This is a genomic window from Undibacterium sp. GW821-FHT07F11, from assembly GCF_059418665.1.
This window is the reverse complement of record NZ_JBWKQH010000018.1, coordinates 1-17354: the sequence shown is the minus strand read 5'-3', so window position 1 is coordinate 17354 and position 17354 is coordinate 1. Positions and strand designations below refer to the sequence as shown.

Here is a 17354-nt window from a genome sequence, read left to right as displayed (position 1 = left end):
TAGAAGCATTGTAGTCTTGCCTCACAAGAAAATAAAACGAGTAATTTTTGAATGACTTGCTAAAATAATTCACAATAAGATCGTAATAAGCTTATAACAAATTCACACGCGGCTGACACTCAGTTTATATAATATGGATTTTCGACGACTCCCCAATTTAGCTGCCCTGCGTGCCTTTGAGGCAGCGGCGCGCCATCAGAATTTTTCCAAGGCGGCGCAGGAAATTCATTTGACCCATGGTGCGATCAGTCATCAGGTAAGGGCGCTGGAGGAGGAGCTAGGCGTGCCACTGTTCATCCGTCATGGCAAACGTATCAGCATCACGGCTGATGGCGAGCAGTTTGCTGCCACCATCAGAAAAGCCCTGATGGAACTGGGTGATGCCGCTGATTTGTTAAAAAAACGCAATAAGCAAAAGCGCCTGGGCATTACTTCGTTGCCATCGTTTGCAGCGCGCTGGTTATCGCCGCGCCTGGGGCGGTTTATCGAACATCATCCCGATCTGGAAGTCAGCCTGCAGTCGAGTAATCACCTGGCTGATTACAATATGGAATCTATCGATGTGGGTATACGCTTTGGCCTGGGCAATTATCCCGGCATGATTAGTGAATTATTAATGGGAGATTATTATTACCCTGTTGCCAGCCCGCATTATCATGGCGGGCAGTTGCCACAGACACCGGCAGAGCTGGCCAGCATGCAATTATTGCGCTGTGATGGTGAACCCTGGGAACCCTGGTTTCGTGCAGCAGGCCTGGATAATGCAGAGCCAACCGGTGGCCTGGTATTCCAGGATTCATCAATGCTGACGCGTGCTGCGGTAGATGGCCAGGGTATTGCCCTGGGCAGGCATATCATAGTGCAACCGGATATCAAGGCGGGTTTGCTGCAGCGCCTGTTTAATGTCGATATCCCTTGTGAAGTTGCTTATTACCTGGTGTACCCGCCAGAGGCACTGGCCAAACCACAGGTCAAGGCTTTCAGGGAATGGTTGCTGGCAGAAGTCGCCGAAGAGAAAAAGCAAATGGACATGTCAGGGGCACTGACCTGAGGGTTTTGCCTGACTGGTCATGACCAGTCAGGCAAGATTGCTTACAGTACGAATTTCACCATAGGGTGGGACGACAGCGCACGGTACAGATTATCCAGTTGTTCGCGGCTGGTGGCCAATACCGTCACGGTCACCGAGATGTAGGCACCTTTGCTGGATGGGCGCATCTCTACCTTGCCTGCATGAAAGGTCGGGTCAAACGAAGTCACGACTTCCACCATGGTCTGGGTGAACTCGTCATGCATAGGTCCCATGACCTTGATGGGAAACTCACTAGGATATTCAATCAGACTTTCTTCGGGGGGGATGGGTCTCATTTCCATAATGTTTCCAAATCTTAAAATAACTTAATGTCAGTATATGGGGTCTTGCTATTAAATTCCAATAGCATCGCTCACTGCCCCCATGTCAACATGCCAGCTATTGCTTCAGGCATGAAAGGCTGTAAGTGATGCCAAAGGCACATGCAAAGACTCGGTCTGTGCCAGCTCTTCCAGCAAAAAATCCACGGTCGCCTTGACGCGGGGCGCGATCAGGGCGCGGTGTGGATATTGCAATACCATCTGCCTGTTGCCTGCTTCATGAAAAGTGCCCAGCACGATCTTGAGCTTGTTGTCGCGCAAATAACGCCATGAATGGTGGACGGCCAACTGGGCAATACCCAAGCCCATGATGGCCGCCTGCACTGCAGATTCAGGGGCTGATACCGTCAGGTCAGGCTCGCGCGGGTAGGGGCGGTTTATCTCGCCCTGCCTGAGCTTCAGGTTCCAGGTCGTCATTTTGCCATTCAAAAAACGCACGGCGATTTGCTTGTGATGGTCAAGATCACTGATCTGTTGCGGCACACCATATTGCTCCAGGTAAGAGGGAGCCGCCGCCAGTATGGTGTACAGAGGGCAGACTGCGCGCGAAATGATGCTCGAATCTTCTATCATGCCGCCGCGCAAGGCCAGATCATAACCGTCACGCACCAGGTCTATGCGGTGGTCATCAAAATCTATTGCTAGTCGCAAGCCGGGATGGCGTTGCTGCAATTTGGGTAGCAAGGGCAGCAGGTAATGCTGACCAAAGGCATTGCCTGTCGATATCCTGACCGGGCCGACCACTTCTGCATGCTGGCGACTGACACTTTCCACCGCATGATCAAGTGCATCAATCGCGGCGCGCGCATTTTCCAAAAAAGTCTGGCCTTCGCTGGTCAATTGCAATGAGCGTGTGCTGCGGTTCATCAGGCGCACGCCCAGGGTTTGCTCCAGCCCTGCCACATTTTTGCTCACAGCTGCTGCTGAAATATGCAATGCCCTGGCGGCGGCTGCAAAGCTGCCACGGTCTGCTGCCTGTATGAAGGACAGCATGGCGGGAATGCGTTGAGAGGCATCGAGCTTCATATTCGTAACCTGAAGTTGTGAGTGAAAATAAGAATAGCTGGCTTATCAGCATTAATCAATAAGATCACAATCCACCTATCAACACAGACAGGAGAAACAAAATGCAAGCAGCTACAAAGACAGTCGCAGTTTTGGGTAATGGCGTGGTGGGCGTTACCGTCGCAAAGGGTTTTGCTGGCCTTGGTTATCAAGTGATCTTTGGTACCCGTAATCCCGACAGTGATAAAAGCAGGGAAGCGCTGGCAGCAGTGCCAACAGCAAAGGCCAGCAGTTATGCAGATGCTGCCAGGGCAGCCGACCTGGTTTTCCTGGCTCTGCCATGGGATGGTTTATCTGACAGCCTGGCATTGGCTGGCCCTGACAACTTTGCTGGCAAAACCGTCATTGATGCTGTCAATCCACTACTGGATTTTGCTACAGGCTCGCCCAAACTGGCGGTAGGTTTCAGCGATTCTGCCGGTGAACTGGTACAAAGACTGTTACCGCAGGCGCGGGTGGTCAAGGCTTTCAATACCATCGTCACAACGCATATGGTGCAACCAAAATTTTCGGATGGTCAGCCGGATATGTTTATTGCCGGGAATGATGCCGCAGCCAAGCAAGAAGTCTCAGCCATCTTGCGTGATTTTGGCTGGCGTAGCGCGATAGACATGGGTGATATCACGGCAGCGCGTTTGATTGAGCCGCTGGCGATGTTGTGGATCAGTTATGCATTCCAGCGTCAGCATTGGACGCATGGGTTTAGTTTGTTGGGGCAGGCGAAGGCGTAGAAGCTTTAATTGTAGGTTGGGCTACGGTTTACCAGCCCAACACTCAACCTCGGCAAACGTATACGTTATTAAAAGCCGAGTGTTGGGCTGATGAAGCGTAGCCCAGCGAGGCCCGGCCCAACCTACGAAATTAATTAAATTCTCGGCATGATATTTAAGCCACCTTGGCCGCCTGATAAGCCGCATACAACTGGTGATAAACCGCGCCGGGTTTGCCATCACCTATCACCGCGTCATCCAGCTTCACCACGGCCAGCACTTCCTTGGTGGCAGATGACAGCATGACTTCATCTGCGGCAAACACTTCTTCGCGGGTAATGCGGCGGGCTTCGAGCTTGATATTGTTGGCTGCGCACAGTTCTTCTATCAAACCATAGCGTATGCCTTCGAGTATCAGGTTGTCTTTAGGCGGGCCCATGAGGACGCCGTCCTTGACTATCCAGACATTCGAGGCCGATGCTTCGGTCAGGAAACCATCGCGAAATTGTATGCTTTCGGCAGCATCGTTTTCGGCAGCATTTTGGGCTGCCAGTACATTACCCAGCAAAGAGATGGATTTGATCTCGCAACGCAGCCAGCGTTTGTCTTCCATGGAGACACAGGCAACCCCGTTTTCACGTGCTGTGGCAGTTGGCAGGACGATGGGGTTGGTCATGATGAAAACGGTGGGCGTGACCTCGTCCTTGGGGAAGGCATGGGCGCGTTTGGCAACGCCACGGGTTACTTGCAGATAGACCATCTGATCATCCGCTTCGTGCGCCGCCATGACCTTGGCAATCAGGGCCAGCCATTCTTCCTTGCTGTGCGGATTTGTGATACCTATGGCTGCCAGACTGCGGAACAGGCGCGCCAGATGCTGGTCAGCGCGGAACATCTTGCGCTGATAGACAGGGATGACTTCATAGATGCCGTCACCAAAGATAAAGCCACGATCCAGCACCGGGATTTTGGCTTCGGACAATGGCGTCATTTCGCCATTCAGGTAGACCAGGGGTTCATTCATGATGTCTTTATACGCAAAAAAGGTGAAGGAATTATTCTTACATGGAAAGTGGTAGCTGCTTATGCAAATACGGCATACGCACATAGCCAGGGCTTATGTGCAGCATGAAAGTCAGGCCGCACACAAACCAACTTGCAAACCAGCTCGCATTAATTACTTGAACATCAGGCGTATCGAATCCCAGGCGCGACCAAAGATGCTGGCCTGATTGACCTGCTCCAGCGCAATCACCGGCACTTCAGCAATGGCCTTGCCATCGAGCATGACTTTCATCACGCCAACCTTGCTGTTCAATGCAACCGGGGCAACCAGCGGGTCTTTGCGTTCGAGAGCAGGTTTGAGTTTGGCGGCAGAGCCTTTGGGCAGAGTCACATACAGTTCACGGTCAAAACCTATCTTGACCTGAGCTTGCGTGCCTTTCCATACTTCTGGTGTGGCAATCGCCTGGCCCTTGTCATACAGCTTCAGGGTGTCAAAATTCAGATAACCCCAGTTCAGCAATTTCAGGCTTTCCTGTGCACGTACCGAGTCACTTTCAGCACCGATGACGACAGAGATCAGGCGGCGCTGGCCAGTGCCATTCGGACGATTGGCAGAGGAAACCAGGCTATAGCCACCGGCCGATGTATGGCCGGTTTTCATGCCATCCACACTAGGGTCCAGCAACAACAGGCGGTTGCGGTTGGGCTGGGTGATCTTGTTATAGGTATAGCTCTTGGTGGAGTAATACGTCTTGTAGAAATCAGGATGATCAATGATCAGGCGCGCTGCCAGGTTGGATAAGTCCTGTGCTGTCGAATAATTATCCTTGCTGGGCAATCCATGCGAATTGGCAAAGCGCGTGGATTTGAGGCCCATGCGTTCAGCTTCTCGGTTCATTTGCACGACGAAAGCTTCTTCGCTACCGGCCACGGCTTCTGCCAGGGCAACCGCGGCATCATTGCCGGATTGTACGATCAGGCCATACAGCAGCTCATTGATGGTGACCGGCTTATTGGGTTCGATAAACATCTTCGAGCTGCTGCCATCGACTTTCCAGGCACGGGTAGAGACATTGATGCTCTGGTTCAGGTCCAGTTTCTTGTCCTTGAGGGCAGAAAACACCAGGTAGGCAGTCATGATCTTGGTCAGCGATGCTGGTTCTACGCTCATGGTTGGTTCTTGTGCGGCAATGACCTGGTTGCTGGTGGCATCCAGCAATAGCCAGGCTTTGGAAGCAATGGTAGGCGCAGGCAGGGTTTGCGCGACGGCGGCTGTCATGGTCAGCAGCGAGACGGCAATTGAGGCGAGGAATTTTTTCATTGTGGTAACTAGTAAAACGGTGACAAAAAACGATTAATTGAGTGCTTGCCAGAGCCAATATCTGCATTGTGTCTGTATTGAATCTGGCGGCGACATCATCAGGTTCTATCCCACATGCTGATGATGAGTTGTTTGATATGGTGCAGACGACGGTGGAAGAAGTGGTCTGCACCAGGGATCACGGTGACTGGTATATCTTGCGGGCGCAGCCAGTCCAGCACTGCACTCAAAGGTATGGTGTCATCCAGTTCACCGTGGATTAATATGGTATTTGCAGGTATCGCTGGCATATCCCATTTGCCGGCAGCGGCACCGACCAGCGCCAGGCGTTCTGCCGGTTTGCCACTCTCCTGCAAGCGTTGTTGCAGGCGGGCTTGCACAAAAGTGCCAAAGGAAAAACCGGCCAATGCCAGCGGCAAATCGGGGTAGCGTGCACGCATGGCTGTCAGTAATAATTCCATGTCATCGGTTTCACCCATGCCTGCATCGTGCGTGCCTTCTGATTTACCGACACCGCGAAAATTCATGCGTACTGCCGCATAGCCCAGGGCTGTGAAAGTGCGCGCCAGGGTTTGTGCCACCTTATTGTCCATGGTGCCGCCAAACAGCGGATGCGGATGGGCTACCAAAGCCAGACCTATAGGGGTGGCATGTGTTTCAGGATCAGGCAAATCCAGTGCGCATTGCAAATTGCCAGCCGCGCCCTGGAGTGAAAAGTGTTCAGTCTGCGCATTCATGATGATCAGACCCGCAAACGTTCGACGACACCGCCGCCTATCAGGTCAACATCAATGATTTCATCAATATCGGATTGATCGACAAAGGTGTACCAGGTGCCTTGCGGGTAAACCACCAGTACTGGCCCGTCATCACAACGGTCCAGGCAACCTGCTTTATTGATGCGGATTTTGCCGTGACCATTCATGTCCAGTTGTTTGATGCGGCGTTTGGCATGTTCCTGAGCGGCTTGCGCACCACGGTCAGCACAGCAAGGGCGACCGTCTTCGCGCTGGTTCAGGCAGAAAAAGACGTGTTTTTGAAAATAGAGTGCTTCAGACATAAGATATCCAGCCTGCGGTTGATACCGCCACCGGTTGATGGCGCTTGTTGCACGCTATGATACTGCAATTGTGAAGTCAGGGGACTTTTACACCGGGCGCGGCTTGCGTAATAGCGCCCAGATAGCCAGAAACGGCCAGAACAATGACAGGAATTGCGCCGCCCCGTTGAAGTTCAAAAACTTGCCCTGTACCCAGGTTTGCATGGTGGCGGCGAAGTAAGGGTTGTCCGAGACCAGGTTGATGACGATCAGTGATATTGTCAGCATCAGCAAGGCCAGCCGCCTTTGTACGTGCGATGGTGCAAAGGAAAAACCATATAGCATGATGAAGCTGATCAATAAGCCGCCACGTGCGCCCGGGGTCAGCCAGGCAAAGGCATATTCAGGCTTGAACAGCAGGGCGCTGGCCAGTGCCTTGATCGTCAGCGCTGCACCCAGCAACAAGACTGACAAGATGGTTTTGGGAGCATGCCGGTTCAGCAAACTCAGGCAAATCAACAGGGCACCAGTACAACTGCAGGCAGTGATAATGGTTTCTGACAACAGGTATTCTTCGGCGCTGAGCTCGAAACCTTGCATCAGGAAGGCGCTGATATCAATATCCATGTTCATCATTTCGCTCAGGGTTTGCGAAATCACAGGCAAGACCTGGCCCAGGCCAAACAGATAGGCTTGTGGATATATTTGCGCCATCGCCCACAGACCCAGTACCAGGATTTCACGGCTGGATTCTTTATGTGTCCATTGCTTGCGCAATAATTGGAGACGGCCTTTTTCCAGTATCAGCGGAGTCAGCAGGGCGCCCAGTATTGCACCCAGCATGGCACCTGAGGTATTGGTCAAAAAGTCCAGTAGTGAAGTAACGCGGCTGGGCAGGAAGTTTTGCACGATCTCGGCCTGTGCCGATATCAGTGCGCCGCCGAATGTTGCCAGCAATGCTGCCCACCAGCGCCTGACCAGTGGGTAGAGTGCAAACACCATCAGCATGCCAAAGGGTATGTAACCGACCACATTGATGATGGCATCAAAGCCACCCCAGTAACGCGGCCATTGCTGTATGAGTTCTGGCAAGGCTGCCCAGCTATTTGTCTGCCAGCCAGTAAACGGGAACCAGCTCGCATACAGGATCAAAAACAGATAAGCGACCAGACTCACCCTGGCAAAGGGGGAGCTGCGCAGGCTGCTTAGTTGCGGACCGGGTTGCTCACTTAGCTGCTCATTTAGTGGCTCACCAGGCTGTGCGTTTGCGGATACTGTACTGGGATCTGGCTGCATGCGGTCGGCTTCAGGTATCGACTTGATAAGACAGCTTTATTTCATTGGCAATGACATGATCCAGGCCTGTATTTCAGCAATGCTGGCATCGGCAGCTTCACGCATGGCTCTTGCACCACCAGGCGCGTCGGCTGTGTTTGCGGCGACTTTTTGCTGGAAGCTTTTTTGGGCAATCAGTTTATGACCCTTGATAACCGAGGCCCGCAGGCTGATTTGCGCATTGCTTTGATTGGCGGCAGTGAAGATTTGTGAAAACTCATCGACTTCCAGGCGCAAAATAGGCAGGTTTGCTGCGCCATCGGTATTTGCCAATACATCCGCACCTTGAGACACCAGAACGGCTTTCAGTCTTTGTGCCAGTAATTGTGCTGGTGGCATGCTCCAGCGATGCAGGGAATAAGCCTTGAGCTGTTGCACATTATCATATTGCAGTCTGTATAACATGGCATTGCTGTCCAGTGCCGGAGGAACTGTGAGCTCTGCTATGCTGATTTGCAGCTTGCCCTGATTTGGCGGTATTGATGCCGTTGTGGTCAATGGCCCAAAATCATATTGCTGCGACTGTTGTGCAACCGGAGTGCTGCTGCAAGCTGACAATAGCATCAGTAAAAATACTGTCGTGCCCGTGTTTCTCATATTGCTAAGGCGGCGAAAAAATGCAGGATAGATCATGCGGATTCCTTTACTTGGGAGCGACAAAGCCAGGCTCACCCGGACCAGGTGCAGGGACGGGGTTACCAAACAAAAGGCTTTGCGGCCTTTCCTTGAGTGAATCAGACAGGCGGCCAAAAGAACGCAGACTGGCCCTGGCTTCACCTGCCACACTTTGTACCTTGGGCAAGGTATCCAAGGTCAGGCTATTACCGACATTGTCCATCACCAGATTAAATCTTGCCAGTGGACCATCTTCGGCTTGCAGACTGCTGGTCAACTGATTCAGGTTATTGCTGAGTTTGCTGACATTGCCAGACAGGGTACGTATTTCAACCATCGTCATCTTGGCCTGGTCTGCCAACTCTGGCAGGCGCGCCAGAGTGGGTTCAAATTTTGCCGGGAGTGCCTTCCAGGCTGCAGAAGCCTGGCCAAAATTCTCTACTGCGGTCATCAGCGATTTCTGGTTGGCCGGGTCCAGCATGGTGTTGAGTCGACGTGTTAATTCTTCAGTCTGTACCAGGATGGCCTGGCCGCGTTTTTCCAGATTTTGCATCATGCCGGGGCGCATGGGTATGCGCGGCACCACTTCCGATTTACTGTCGGCCACCAATAATTGCTTGGACGTGCCCTCATCATCAAGTTGTACAAAGGCGATACCAGTCACACCCTGATAACCCAGAGTGGCATAGGTAGAACTGGTGACTGGTGCATCGGGTATGATTTCCAGACGCAGGATGATTTGCCCTGGATTTTTTTCATCAAAGTCGATGTCCGTGACATTACCCACCTTGATACCTTTGTAGCGTACCGCCGCCTGCAAATTCAGGCCAGAGACTGCCGACGAGGTCACCACGTCATACGGCACGCGCTTGATCTTGTCGCGTCCCAGCCAGATGGCCAGTACGGTGGTCAGTGTCAGCAGGGCAATGGTGAAGAAACCCGCCATGAGCGCATGAGATCTGTTTTCCATAGCTTATATTTCCTGATGCGTTTGGGGTGGCAGTGCTTCCATGGCGCGCTCACCGCGCCCGCCTAGGAAAAAACTGCGGATAAATGGATGCTGGTAAGCCACGACTTCTCTGGGTGTTCCTATAGTGACTACATGTTTTTCTGCCAGTACCGCAATACGGTTGGAGAGGGCAAACAGACTGTCCAGATCATGCGTCACCATAATCACGGTCAGGCGCAATTGCTGGTGCAGCGATAGTATCAGTTCAACAAAACTGTCAGAGCGATCCGGGTCCAGCCCCGCGGTTGGTTCATCCAGGAACAATAATTCAGGGTCCAGAGCCAGTGCGCGCGCCAGGGCAATACGCTTGATCATGCCGCCTGACAGATCGGCAGGCATCTTGCGCGCATGCTCAAAGGCAATGTCCACCATGTGCAGCTTCAGGTAAACCAGGTCATTGATCAGGTCTTCCGGCAGTGTGCCCAGTTCGCGCATGGGCTGGGCAACATTGTCGAATACGCTCAGGGCAGAATACAGGGCACCATGCTGGAACAGCATACCAGAACGCTTGCGCAGATAATCCAGATGCCGCGCCTGCGGATCATGCAAATCTTCGCCAAATACCCTGATGCTGCCGCGCGTTGGTGTTTCCAGTCCCAGCATTTGCCGCATCAGGACTGTTTTGCCTGAACCTGAGCCGCCGACGATGGACAGGATTTCTCCCCGCTTGACGTTCAATTCCAGCTGGTCATGCACGACGGCACGGCCAAACTGGGTGCGCAAATCGCGGATTTCTATGATGTTTTCATCTGCCATCAGTAACCTGCCTTACTGAAGATAATGGCATAGATGGCATCGGCAATGATGACCACCGTAATCGCGACAACCACAGAATTGGTGGTGCCGCGCCCCAGGCTTTCAGTATTGGGTTCTATGCGCAAGCCATAGTGGCAGGCAATCAGGGCGATCAGAATGCCAAAGGTGACACCTTTGGACAGACCTATCCAGAAGTTAATCAGGGGTACGGCTTCCGGTAATTTATAGATAAAAAATTCTGGCGACATGCCCAGCAATGCCTGGGCAGATATCATGCCGCCTGCCAGTGCCATGATATCTGTCCAGATCACCAGCAGGGGCATGGCTATCGCCAGCGCCAGTACCTTGGGCATGATCAGGCGAAATCCATGGGGTATACCCATGACGCGCATGGCATCAAGCTCTTCGGTCACCCGCATGACACCCAATTGTGCCGTGATGGCTGAGCCAGAACGCCCGGCGACCAGAATCGCCGCCAACATGGGGCCAAGTTCACGGATGATACTCATGCCCAGGATATTGACTATATACAGATCACCACCAAAGGTGCGCAATTGCTGGGCAGACAGATAAGACAACACCACACCTATCAGGATGCCGACCAGAGCAGTGATGCCCAGCGCCTGTGCACCTGTGTGATAGACATTGGCCGACAATTCCTTCCACGGCGCTTTCATTGGGTGGCGGGCAAAGCGGAATAAATCCAGCATAAGCTGGCCAAGCAGGGCAGTGAAGCTATATAAGTGCTGGAACAAACCCAGTACCTGCGCACCCAGTTGCATGGTGCGCGTCAGTCTTGGTTTGGCCGGGCGCGGTACCAGGATTTTGCTGACTTCTTCCAGTCGAGCAAACAGACCTTCATGGGCAGGCAGGATGGTGACGTGTTTGGGTCTTTGTTTGCCCCAGGCGCGCCACAGCATTTGTGCACCTATATGATCAAGCGTACTGATCTGGCTTAAATCCCAGTGCAGCCCAGGCTGTCTGGTTGCCTGGCTTAGCTGCGCACTGATTTCCTGCATGGTAGCTTGAGGTGACAGAACATGCACCAGCCAGGCACCTGCGACGATGGCGGTGGGCTGTTGCTGGTGGCTGAATTGCAGGGTGGGCGCGATCTCATGAGGCATATTCCGCAAGTGTAAGTGAGAAAGTGCTTTTACTGCAATCAAGCATCTCCACATTCACCGGGTATAGCAATTTGATACCTGCGGCCTATTTTTCTTGTACCAAAGGGGTCTTTTTGTCCATGATTTCACGGCAATCTCCTTTCAGGGTGGAGTTGTCATAATTGGTCCAACCATAGCTGTCTACATAGCGGGTATGTGTTTTCAATTGCTTGCTGAATATGCTCCATTCCAGTTTTTCATCCGGGTAGCGGATATTCGCCATGTCCAGCAGACTATGGAAGACGTTTTCTGTCGATAGTTTGGCTTTCTGGTGCAGGCGCAGTTGCACTATCTTGTCCGGGAAATGTTCCTGGTAAGCATCGGAATACCACATGAAAGCAGGTACATGGAACTCATACTGCGTGTTGTGGCCATGGAAAGCCAGGTTGCAAGTGCCATCGTAAAGTGTTTGTCCATGGTCTGAAATATAGAAGAGCGAAGTGATTTGCGAACTGGTTTTCAGTTGCTGGATTACCTCTGACAGCATCCAGTCTGTATATAGGATGGAATTGTCATAACTATTGTTCAGGGCTTGCTTGTTCTTCAGATCGGTATAGGCAGGATTGACGACACCGTACAGCGACGGCTTCCAGTAATCAAAAGATTGTGGATGACGGTGGCTGTAATTCCAGTGATTGCCGAGAGTGTGTAGCACTATCAATTTCTTGGGGGCAGCATCACGCATGGCATTCGCCATCGGTTCCAGCAAGACCTGGTCAAGATTTGAACTATTGGTGAAGCCGCCCAGATTCAAGAATTGGGTGACATCCGCTTCTTTGGCGAAAACGGAAGTCGGCGTATCAAACTGCCCAAAGCTCATTTGATTCGATAGCCAGTAAGTCTTGAAGCCTGCTTCCTTGAAAGCTGTCAAAAATGACTTTTCAGAAAAACCGGCCTTCAGGCTTTGTGCTGCCGGTTTGCGCGACACGATGATGGGCACCGACAAGCGAGTGGCCGAAACGGCAGTCACCACATCGCTGAATGCGACCAGATTGCTTTCTTTCTTGAGCAGGGGATTGGTATCACGCTCGTAGCCATTCAGGCTCCAGCGGTCAAAGCGCGAAGACTCGCCTATCACCATGATGATGGTTTGCGGTGTTGCCGGGTTGCCATCCAGATGCGCCTGGAAGCGGAAGGTGCGACTCTTTTCTGATAATTTGGCCAGGTAGTCGCGTTCTACCCAAAAATCATTGGCACGCAAGACCAGGCCAAATGGCCAGCTACGTATATAAGTCTCTTCGTCATACGGGATTTTGGCCCAGTGCGGCAAAGGAGACAGATTTTTTTTCAGGCTGCTGCGCCAGCGCGTGAGGGTACCTGCAGAGGCGCTGGCAGAGCTTGCCTCTGCGACGGAGGTTGACGCGGACGCTGAAGCACTTTCTTCCTCCTTGTCTTCATCTTTTTCCTCGTCATCGCTTGAGGAAGAATCTGCGCTTGAAGTAGAATCTGAGGCAGCACTGCCACTGAGCTTGCTGGTGCTGGCGGAGGGAGGGGCTTTGGCAACGCCTATCTGTTCACCGTAAGTCCAGGTGGCAATACTCAAGGCGATGAGAAGCAGCACTACCCAGCGCGAACGGTGTGTCCAGTCCCAGTGTGCATGGGTTTTTGCGACGCGCAACAGGCTCCACCACCAGGCTGTTACTGCAATCACCAGTAATAATAGTAACCAGACTTTATTGCCCAGGAACTCCATCGCCTCCTTGGGGCTGGTTTCCACAATGATGCCCAGATGATGGGTGGAGATACCTTGTCCAAAATATAAGCGCAGGTAAACTTCTATGGGCACGGCAAAGAATGCTGGCAGCAACAGGTAGTGAAACCAGCGCGGTTTTTGCAGCAAGGCCCAGAAACCCAGCCAGGACACCAGTTCCATCGCCAGCAAATGATAAGCCTTTTCCACAGGCTGCCCTTGCAGCAATGGGAAAAATGGCAAACTCGAAATCAGCAGGTAACTGACAAGAAGATATAGCGAGGCTGGGCGAAACAGAGCGGGCATTGTGTTTTTATACTTGCAACAGGGTGGGCGGCTGCGCCGTACAAGTGCGGGTATCAATGACGAGGCCCTGATCTTGCCGGAAGCAACAGTTTAAGGGCGTAAATAGTAAATGATTTACTTTGTATTGACTGCATATATGCCGTGCGAATGCAGGATTTAAGCATATTTTGCTTTTCAGTCATGCCCGGCAAATCCTCTTGTATCCCGTGAAGACCGGTAAACCTTGATTTCTTGCCGAAATTTTCTACTCTGAAAGGCTGTTTGCATGTACGCAAATTGCGCTAAGCGCTTGAATTGTAGAAATAAAAAGCGTTGACATGCTTGTGTGAAGCGGCATAAAATTGCGAGTTCTCGATTTTGGGTTTGCATTTGCTATTCTTGTTTTGCCCGGTTTTATCAGGCAGGCAATGCTTAAAAAGCAGGCAAAAGCAGGTGGCTAAGTCGGGTTGGTCTGAAGATTCAGGCCGAAAAATGATTTTAAGTTCCCGGGCAACCGTTTCCGGGTTTGTGTTTAACGTTGTATTTTGTTGGATTAAAAACGATGCCAACCATCAATCAACTGATTCGCCAACCACGTGTTTCTGCACGTGTGAAAAGCAAATCGCCGGCGCTGGAAAACAGCCCGCAAAAACGTGGCGTTTGCACCCGCGTTTATACGACAACTCCAAAAAAGCCTAACTCGGCTTTGCGTAAAGTTGCCAAAGTTCGCCTGACTAATGGTTTCGAAGTTATTTCGTACATTGGCGGTGAAGGCCATAATTTGCAAGAACATAGCGTAGTTTTGCTGCGCGGTGGTCGTGTAAAGGATTTGCCAGGTGTTCGTTACCATATGGTTCGCGGTGCTTTGGATACTCAAGGCGTTAAAGACCGTAAGCAAGCTCGCTCCAAATATGGTGCTAAGCGTGCTAAGGCAGTTAAGAAGTAATTATCTCGTAATTTAATCTCCGTAATCTATTACGGATCAGTGTCGGTTTGGAAATAAGCCGAGTAAGTGACCGGTTATGATGGCCTGTCGCGAGCGTAAAGCAAAATGTTGCTTTGTGCTCAACTGAAGATTGAAAGGAATTGAAATGCCACGTCGTCGTGAGGTCCCGAAACGGGACGTACTGCCGGATCCAAAATTCGGTAATGTAGAAGTAGCAAAATTTGTAAACGTTTTGATGTTGTCCGGCAAGAAGTCTGTTGCTGAAGGCATCATCTACGGCGCATTCGACCACATCCAACAAAAATCTGGTAAAGATCCTTTGGAAGTGTTTGCGCTGGCAATCAGCAACGCCAAGCCACTGGTTGAGGTTAAATCCCGCCGTGTTGGTGGCGCGAACTACCAGGTGCCTGTAGAAGTGCGTCCAGTTCGTCGTCTGGCTTTGTCTATGCGTTGGTTGCGTGAAGCCGCTAACAAGCGTAGCGAAAAATCCATGCCACAACGTTTGGGTGGTGAATTGCTGGAAGCCGCAGAAGGCCGCGGCGGCGCAATGAAGAAACGTGATGAAGTCCATCGTATGGCTGAAGCCAACAAGGCCTTCTCTCACTTCCGCTTCTAAGAGTAAGAGTAAGGAGCTGTTGTATGTCTTTAGTGCAACGGCTCTGGCAAGTATTTTGAATCAGGCCGGGCGCGATTTTTGTAAAAAAATGCGCTCGGTTTTGTCCATTAAAAGATTTAGGATTAGCTATGGCCCGTAAGACCCCCATTGAGCGCTACCGCAATATCGGTATTTCCGCTCACATTGATGCCGGTAAAACAACAACGACAGAACGCGTACTGTTTTACACAGGTGTAAACCACAAAATTGGTGAAGTGCATGATGGCGCGGCTACCATGGACTGGATGGAGCAAGAGCAGGAACGTGGTATCACCATTACTTCTGCAGCGACCACATGCTTCTGGAAGGGCATGGCGAACAACTTCCCTGAGCATCACATCAACATCATTGATACACCAGGCCACGTTGACTTCACTATTGAAGTTGAGCGTTCCATGCGTGTTCTGGATGGCGCTTGCATGGTTTACTGTGCAGTAGGTGGCGTTCAGCCTCAGTCTGAAACCGTATGGCGTCAGGCTAACAAGTACAAAGTCCCACGTTTGGCATTCGTCAACAAGATGGACCGTACTGGCGCGAACTTCTTCAAAGTGTACGATCAAATGCGTGCACGTTTGAAAGCCAACCCAGTTCCTCTGCAAGTACCTATCGGTGCTGAAGACCTGTTCGAAGGCGTTATCGATCTGGTCAAGATGAAAGCAATCATTTGGGATGCAGCATCTCAAGGTATGAAATTTGAATACCGCGAAATCCCTGAAAACCTGTTGGCTGACGCACAAAAGTGGCGTGAAAACATGGTTGAAGCAGCTGCTGAAGCCAGTGAAGAGCTGATGAACAAATACCTTGAAGAAGGTGATTTGACTGAAGCCGAAATCAAATCTGCTTTGCGTCAACGTACTATCGCTTCCGAAATCGTTCCTATGATGTGCGGTACTGCATTTAAGAACAAGGGCGTACAGGCGATGCTGGATGCGGTTGTTGAATACCTGCCATCCCCACTGGACATCCCACCAGTTCCTGGTGTGAATGAAGATGACGAACCAGTTGTCCGTAAAGCGGAAGATACAGAGAAATTCTCTGCTCTGGCATTCAAAATCGCAACTGATCCATTCGTTGGTCAATTGTGCTTTATCCGTTGCTACTCCGGTACTTTGAATTCTGGTGACAGCGTTTACAACTCTGTTAAAGAGAAAAAAGAACGTATCGGCCGTCTGGTTCAAATGCACGCGAACCAACGTGAAGAAATCAAAGAAATGATGGCGGGTGATATCGCTGCCGTGGTTGGTCTGAAAGACACAACGACTGGTGATACGCTGTGTGACGAAAAAGCAATCGTTGTTCTGGAACGCATGATATTCCCAGAGCCAGTTATTTCTCAGGCTGTTGAACCAAAAACCAAAGCTGACCAGGAAAAAATGGGTCTGGCATTGAACCGTCTGGCCGCTGAAGATCCATCTTTCCGCGTACGTACTGACGAAGAATCTGGTCAAACAATTATCGCCGGTATGGGCGAGTTGCATCTGGATATTATCGTTGACCGTATGAAGCGTGAATTCAACGTTGAAGCGACAGTAGGTAAGCCACAAGTTGCTTACCGCGAAACTATTCGCAAAACTTGCGAAGAAATCGAAGGTAAATTCGTTAAGCAATCTGGTGGTCGTGGTCAGTACGGTCACGTTGTTCTGAAGATCGAACCGCAAGAACCAGGTAAAGGCTTTGAATTCGTTGACGCGATCAAAGGCGGTACAGTTCCACGCGAATACATCCCTGCAGTTGAAAAAGGTGTTCGCGAAACACTGACTTCCGGTGTATTGGCTGGCTACCCAGTGGTTGACGTTAAAGTTACATTGTTCTTCGGTTCCTACCATGACGTTGACTCCAACGAAAACGCCTTCCGTATGGCGGGTTCGATGGCGTTCAAAGATGGCTGCCGTAAAGCAAGCCCAGTTATCCTGGAGCCAATGATGGCTGTTGAAGTAGAAACACCTGAAGACTACGCTGGTACAGTCATGGGTGATCTGTCTTCACGTCGTGGTATGGTTCAAGGTATGGACGAAATCGCTGGCGGCGGTGGCAAGATCATCAAAGCTGAAGTGCCTTTGTCTGAGATGTTTGGTTATTCCACATCCCTGCGTTCTGCTACACAAGGTCGTGCAACGTATTCCATGGAATTCAAGCACTACTCTGAAGCACCTAAGAACGTGATTGACGCTATCGTCACATCCAAAGCTAAGTAATAAAGAATCAAAGGCCTGCCCCATGCCGGGGTAGGTTTTCTATTGTTGATAAATCGTTCTTTTTGAAGGAAGAATAAAATGGCAAAAGGTAAGTTCGAGCGCACCAAGCCGCACGTCAACGTCGGTACAATTGGCCACGTTGATCACGGTAA

Annotated in this window: 17 protein-coding genes and 1 pseudogene; 6 read left to right on the top strand and 12 right to left on the bottom strand. The window is 51.2% G+C overall.

The window, feature by feature from the left end; translation table 11 throughout:
• Positions 1-133 precede the first annotated feature (133 nt).
• The gene (gene gcvA / locus AC07OI_RS29385; RefSeq protein ID WP_495259612.1) at positions 134-1051 is read left to right on the top strand and encodes a transcriptional regulator GcvA; all 918 of its coding nucleotides are present in this window, start codon (positions 134-136) and stop codon (positions 1049-1051) included.
• Between the two features lie 41 nt (positions 1052-1092).
• On the opposite strand, the gene AC07OI_RS29380 is transcribed toward gcvA, so the two are convergent.
• Positions 1093-1374: an HP0495 family protein gene (locus tag AC07OI_RS29380; RefSeq protein ID WP_422977197.1), complete on the bottom strand. Its 282-nt coding sequence runs from the start codon at positions 1372-1374 to the stop codon at positions 1093-1095.
• A gap of 105 nt (positions 1375-1479) precedes the next feature.
• Positions 1480-2439, bottom strand: a complete 960-nt coding sequence (locus AC07OI_RS29375) for a LysR family transcriptional regulator (protein ID WP_495259611.1) — start codon at positions 2437-2439, stop codon at positions 1480-1482.
• Between the two features lie 101 nt (positions 2440-2540).
• Between AC07OI_RS29375 and AC07OI_RS29370 the strand changes: the two genes are divergently transcribed.
• Entirely contained in the window at positions 2541-3209 is a 669-nt protein-coding gene (locus AC07OI_RS29370; protein ID WP_495259610.1) for an NADPH-dependent F420 reductase, read from the top strand.
• A 154-nt stretch (positions 3210-3363) separates the two neighbouring features.
• On the opposite strand, the gene AC07OI_RS29365 is transcribed toward AC07OI_RS29370, so the two are convergent.
• The 10 genes from AC07OI_RS29365 to AC07OI_RS29320 form a co-directional block, all read right to left on the bottom strand.
• Positions 3364-4212 carry a D-amino acid aminotransferase gene (locus AC07OI_RS29365; RefSeq protein ID WP_495259609.1) on the bottom strand — a complete coding sequence of 283 codons (849 nt, stop codon included), beginning with the start codon at positions 4210-4212 and terminating at the stop codon, positions 3364-3366.
• Between the two features lie 153 nt (positions 4213-4365).
• Positions 4366-5514 (bottom strand): D-alanyl-D-alanine carboxypeptidase family protein, encoded by a 1149-nt coding sequence (locus AC07OI_RS29360; RefSeq protein WP_495259608.1) that lies wholly within the window; start codon positions 5512-5514, stop codon positions 4366-4368.
• Between the two features lie 98 nt (positions 5515-5612).
• Entirely contained in the window at positions 5613-6251 is a 639-nt protein-coding gene (locus tag AC07OI_RS29355) for an alpha/beta hydrolase (protein ID WP_495259607.1), read from the bottom strand.
• A 5-nt stretch (positions 6252-6256) separates the two neighbouring features.
• Positions 6257-6574: a (2Fe-2S) ferredoxin domain-containing protein gene (locus AC07OI_RS29350; protein ID WP_492705309.1), complete on the bottom strand. Its 318-nt coding sequence runs from the start codon at positions 6572-6574 to the stop codon at positions 6257-6259.
• Between the two features lie 87 nt (positions 6575-6661).
• On the bottom strand, positions 6662-7849 hold the full coding sequence (locus AC07OI_RS29345; protein ID WP_495259606.1) for a VanZ family protein: 1188 nt from the start codon (positions 7847-7849) through the stop codon (positions 6662-6664).
• Between the two features lie 36 nt (positions 7850-7885).
• A complete protein-coding gene (locus tag AC07OI_RS29340; RefSeq protein ID WP_495259605.1) occupies positions 7886-8521 on the bottom strand; it encodes an ABC-type transport auxiliary lipoprotein family protein in 636 nt (211 codons plus the stop codon).
• 10 nt (positions 8522-8531) lie between these two features.
• Positions 8532-9473 (bottom strand): MlaD family protein, encoded by a 942-nt coding sequence (locus AC07OI_RS29335; protein ID WP_492705314.1) that lies wholly within the window; start codon positions 9471-9473, stop codon positions 8532-8534.
• Positions 9474-9476: 3 nt separating this feature from the next.
• Positions 9477-10268 (bottom strand): ABC transporter ATP-binding protein, encoded by a 792-nt coding sequence (locus AC07OI_RS29330; RefSeq protein WP_495259604.1) that lies wholly within the window; start codon positions 10266-10268, stop codon positions 9477-9479.
• Entirely contained in the window at positions 10268-11392 is a 1125-nt protein-coding gene (locus AC07OI_RS29325; RefSeq protein WP_495259603.1) for an MlaE family ABC transporter permease, read from the bottom strand. Before AC07OI_RS29325 ends, AC07OI_RS29330 begins: the two co-directional genes overlap by 1 nt.
• Before the next feature lie 85 nt (positions 11393-11477).
• Positions 11478-13427 carry a phosphoethanolamine transferase gene (locus tag AC07OI_RS29320; protein ID WP_495259602.1) on the bottom strand — a complete coding sequence of 650 codons (1950 nt, stop codon included), beginning with the start codon at positions 13425-13427 and terminating at the stop codon, positions 11478-11480.
• Between the two features lie 541 nt (positions 13428-13968).
• Between AC07OI_RS29320 and rpsL the strand changes: the two genes are divergently transcribed.
• The 4 genes and pseudogenes from rpsL to AC07OI_RS29300 form a co-directional block, all read left to right on the top strand.
• A complete protein-coding gene (rpsL, locus tag AC07OI_RS29315) occupies positions 13969-14352 on the top strand; it encodes a 30S ribosomal protein S12 (RefSeq protein WP_110258019.1) in 384 nt (127 codons plus the stop codon).
• Positions 14353-14497: 145 nt separating this feature from the next.
• Positions 14498-14968 (top strand): 30S ribosomal protein S7, encoded by a 471-nt coding sequence (rpsG, locus tag AC07OI_RS29310; protein WP_186957171.1) that lies wholly within the window; start codon positions 14498-14500, stop codon positions 14966-14968.
• Between the two features lie 128 nt (positions 14969-15096).
• Positions 15097-17202 carry an elongation factor G gene (gene fusA / locus AC07OI_RS29305; RefSeq protein ID WP_492705322.1) on the top strand — a complete coding sequence of 702 codons (2106 nt, stop codon included), beginning with the start codon at positions 15097-15099 and terminating at the stop codon, positions 17200-17202.
• A gap of 78 nt (positions 17203-17280) precedes the next feature.
• Positions 17281-17354, top strand: a pseudogene (locus tag AC07OI_RS29300) (GTP-binding protein); the annotation flags it as partial.

What these genes read in the sequence shown, in the direction of transcription:
- AC07OI_RS29320 (WP_495259602.1), bottom strand. Translation starts at nt 13,427, where the DNA reads ATGCCCGCTCTGTTTCGCCCAGCCTCGCTATATCTTCTTGTCAGTTAC.
- AC07OI_RS29350 (WP_492705309.1), bottom strand. Translation starts at nt 6,574, where the DNA reads ATGTCTGAAGCACTCTATTTTCAAAAACACGTCTTTTTCTGCCTGAAC.
- AC07OI_RS29375 (WP_495259611.1), bottom strand. Translation starts at nt 2,439, where the DNA reads ATGAAGCTCGATGCCTCTCAACGCATTCCCGCCATGCTGTCCTTCATA.
- AC07OI_RS29370 (WP_495259610.1), top strand. Translation starts at nt 2,541, where the DNA reads ATGCAAGCAGCTACAAAGACAGTCGCAGTTTTGGGTAATGGCGTGGTG.
- AC07OI_RS29380 (WP_422977197.1), bottom strand. Translation starts at nt 1,374, where the DNA reads ATGGAAATGAGACCCATCCCCCCCGAAGAAAGTCTGATTGAATATCCT.
- AC07OI_RS29335 (WP_492705314.1), bottom strand. Translation starts at nt 9,473, where the DNA reads ATGGAAAACAGATCTCATGCGCTCATGGCGGGTTTCTTCACCATTGCC.
- AC07OI_RS29365 (WP_495259609.1), bottom strand. Translation starts at nt 4,212, where the DNA reads ATGAATGAACCCCTGGTCTACCTGAATGGCGAAATGACGCCATTGTCC.
- fusA (WP_492705322.1), top strand. Translation starts at nt 15,097, where the DNA reads ATGGCCCGTAAGACCCCCATTGAGCGCTACCGCAATATCGGTATTTCC.
- AC07OI_RS29355 (WP_495259607.1), bottom strand. Translation starts at nt 6,251, where the DNA reads ATGAATGCGCAGACTGAACACTTTTCACTCCAGGGCGCGGCTGGCAAT.
- AC07OI_RS29330 (WP_495259604.1), bottom strand. Translation starts at nt 10,268, where the DNA reads ATGGCAGATGAAAACATCATAGAAATCCGCGATTTGCGCACCCAGTTT.
- AC07OI_RS29340 (WP_495259605.1), bottom strand. Translation starts at nt 8,521, where the DNA reads ATGATCTATCCTGCATTTTTTCGCCGCCTTAGCAATATGAGAAACACG.
- rpsG (WP_186957171.1), top strand. Translation starts at nt 14,498, where the DNA reads ATGCCACGTCGTCGTGAGGTCCCGAAACGGGACGTACTGCCGGATCCA.
- AC07OI_RS29360 (WP_495259608.1), bottom strand. Translation starts at nt 5,514, where the DNA reads ATGAAAAAATTCCTCGCCTCAATTGCCGTCTCGCTGCTGACCATGACA.
- gcvA (WP_495259612.1), top strand. Translation starts at nt 134, where the DNA reads ATGGATTTTCGACGACTCCCCAATTTAGCTGCCCTGCGTGCCTTTGAG.
- rpsL (WP_110258019.1), top strand. Translation starts at nt 13,969, where the DNA reads ATGCCAACCATCAATCAACTGATTCGCCAACCACGTGTTTCTGCACGT.
- AC07OI_RS29325 (WP_495259603.1), bottom strand. Translation starts at nt 11,392, where the DNA reads ATGCCTCATGAGATCGCGCCCACCCTGCAATTCAGCCACCAGCAACAG.
- AC07OI_RS29345 (WP_495259606.1), bottom strand. Translation starts at nt 7,849, where the DNA reads ATGCAGCCAGATCCCAGTACAGTATCCGCAAACGCACAGCCTGGTGAG.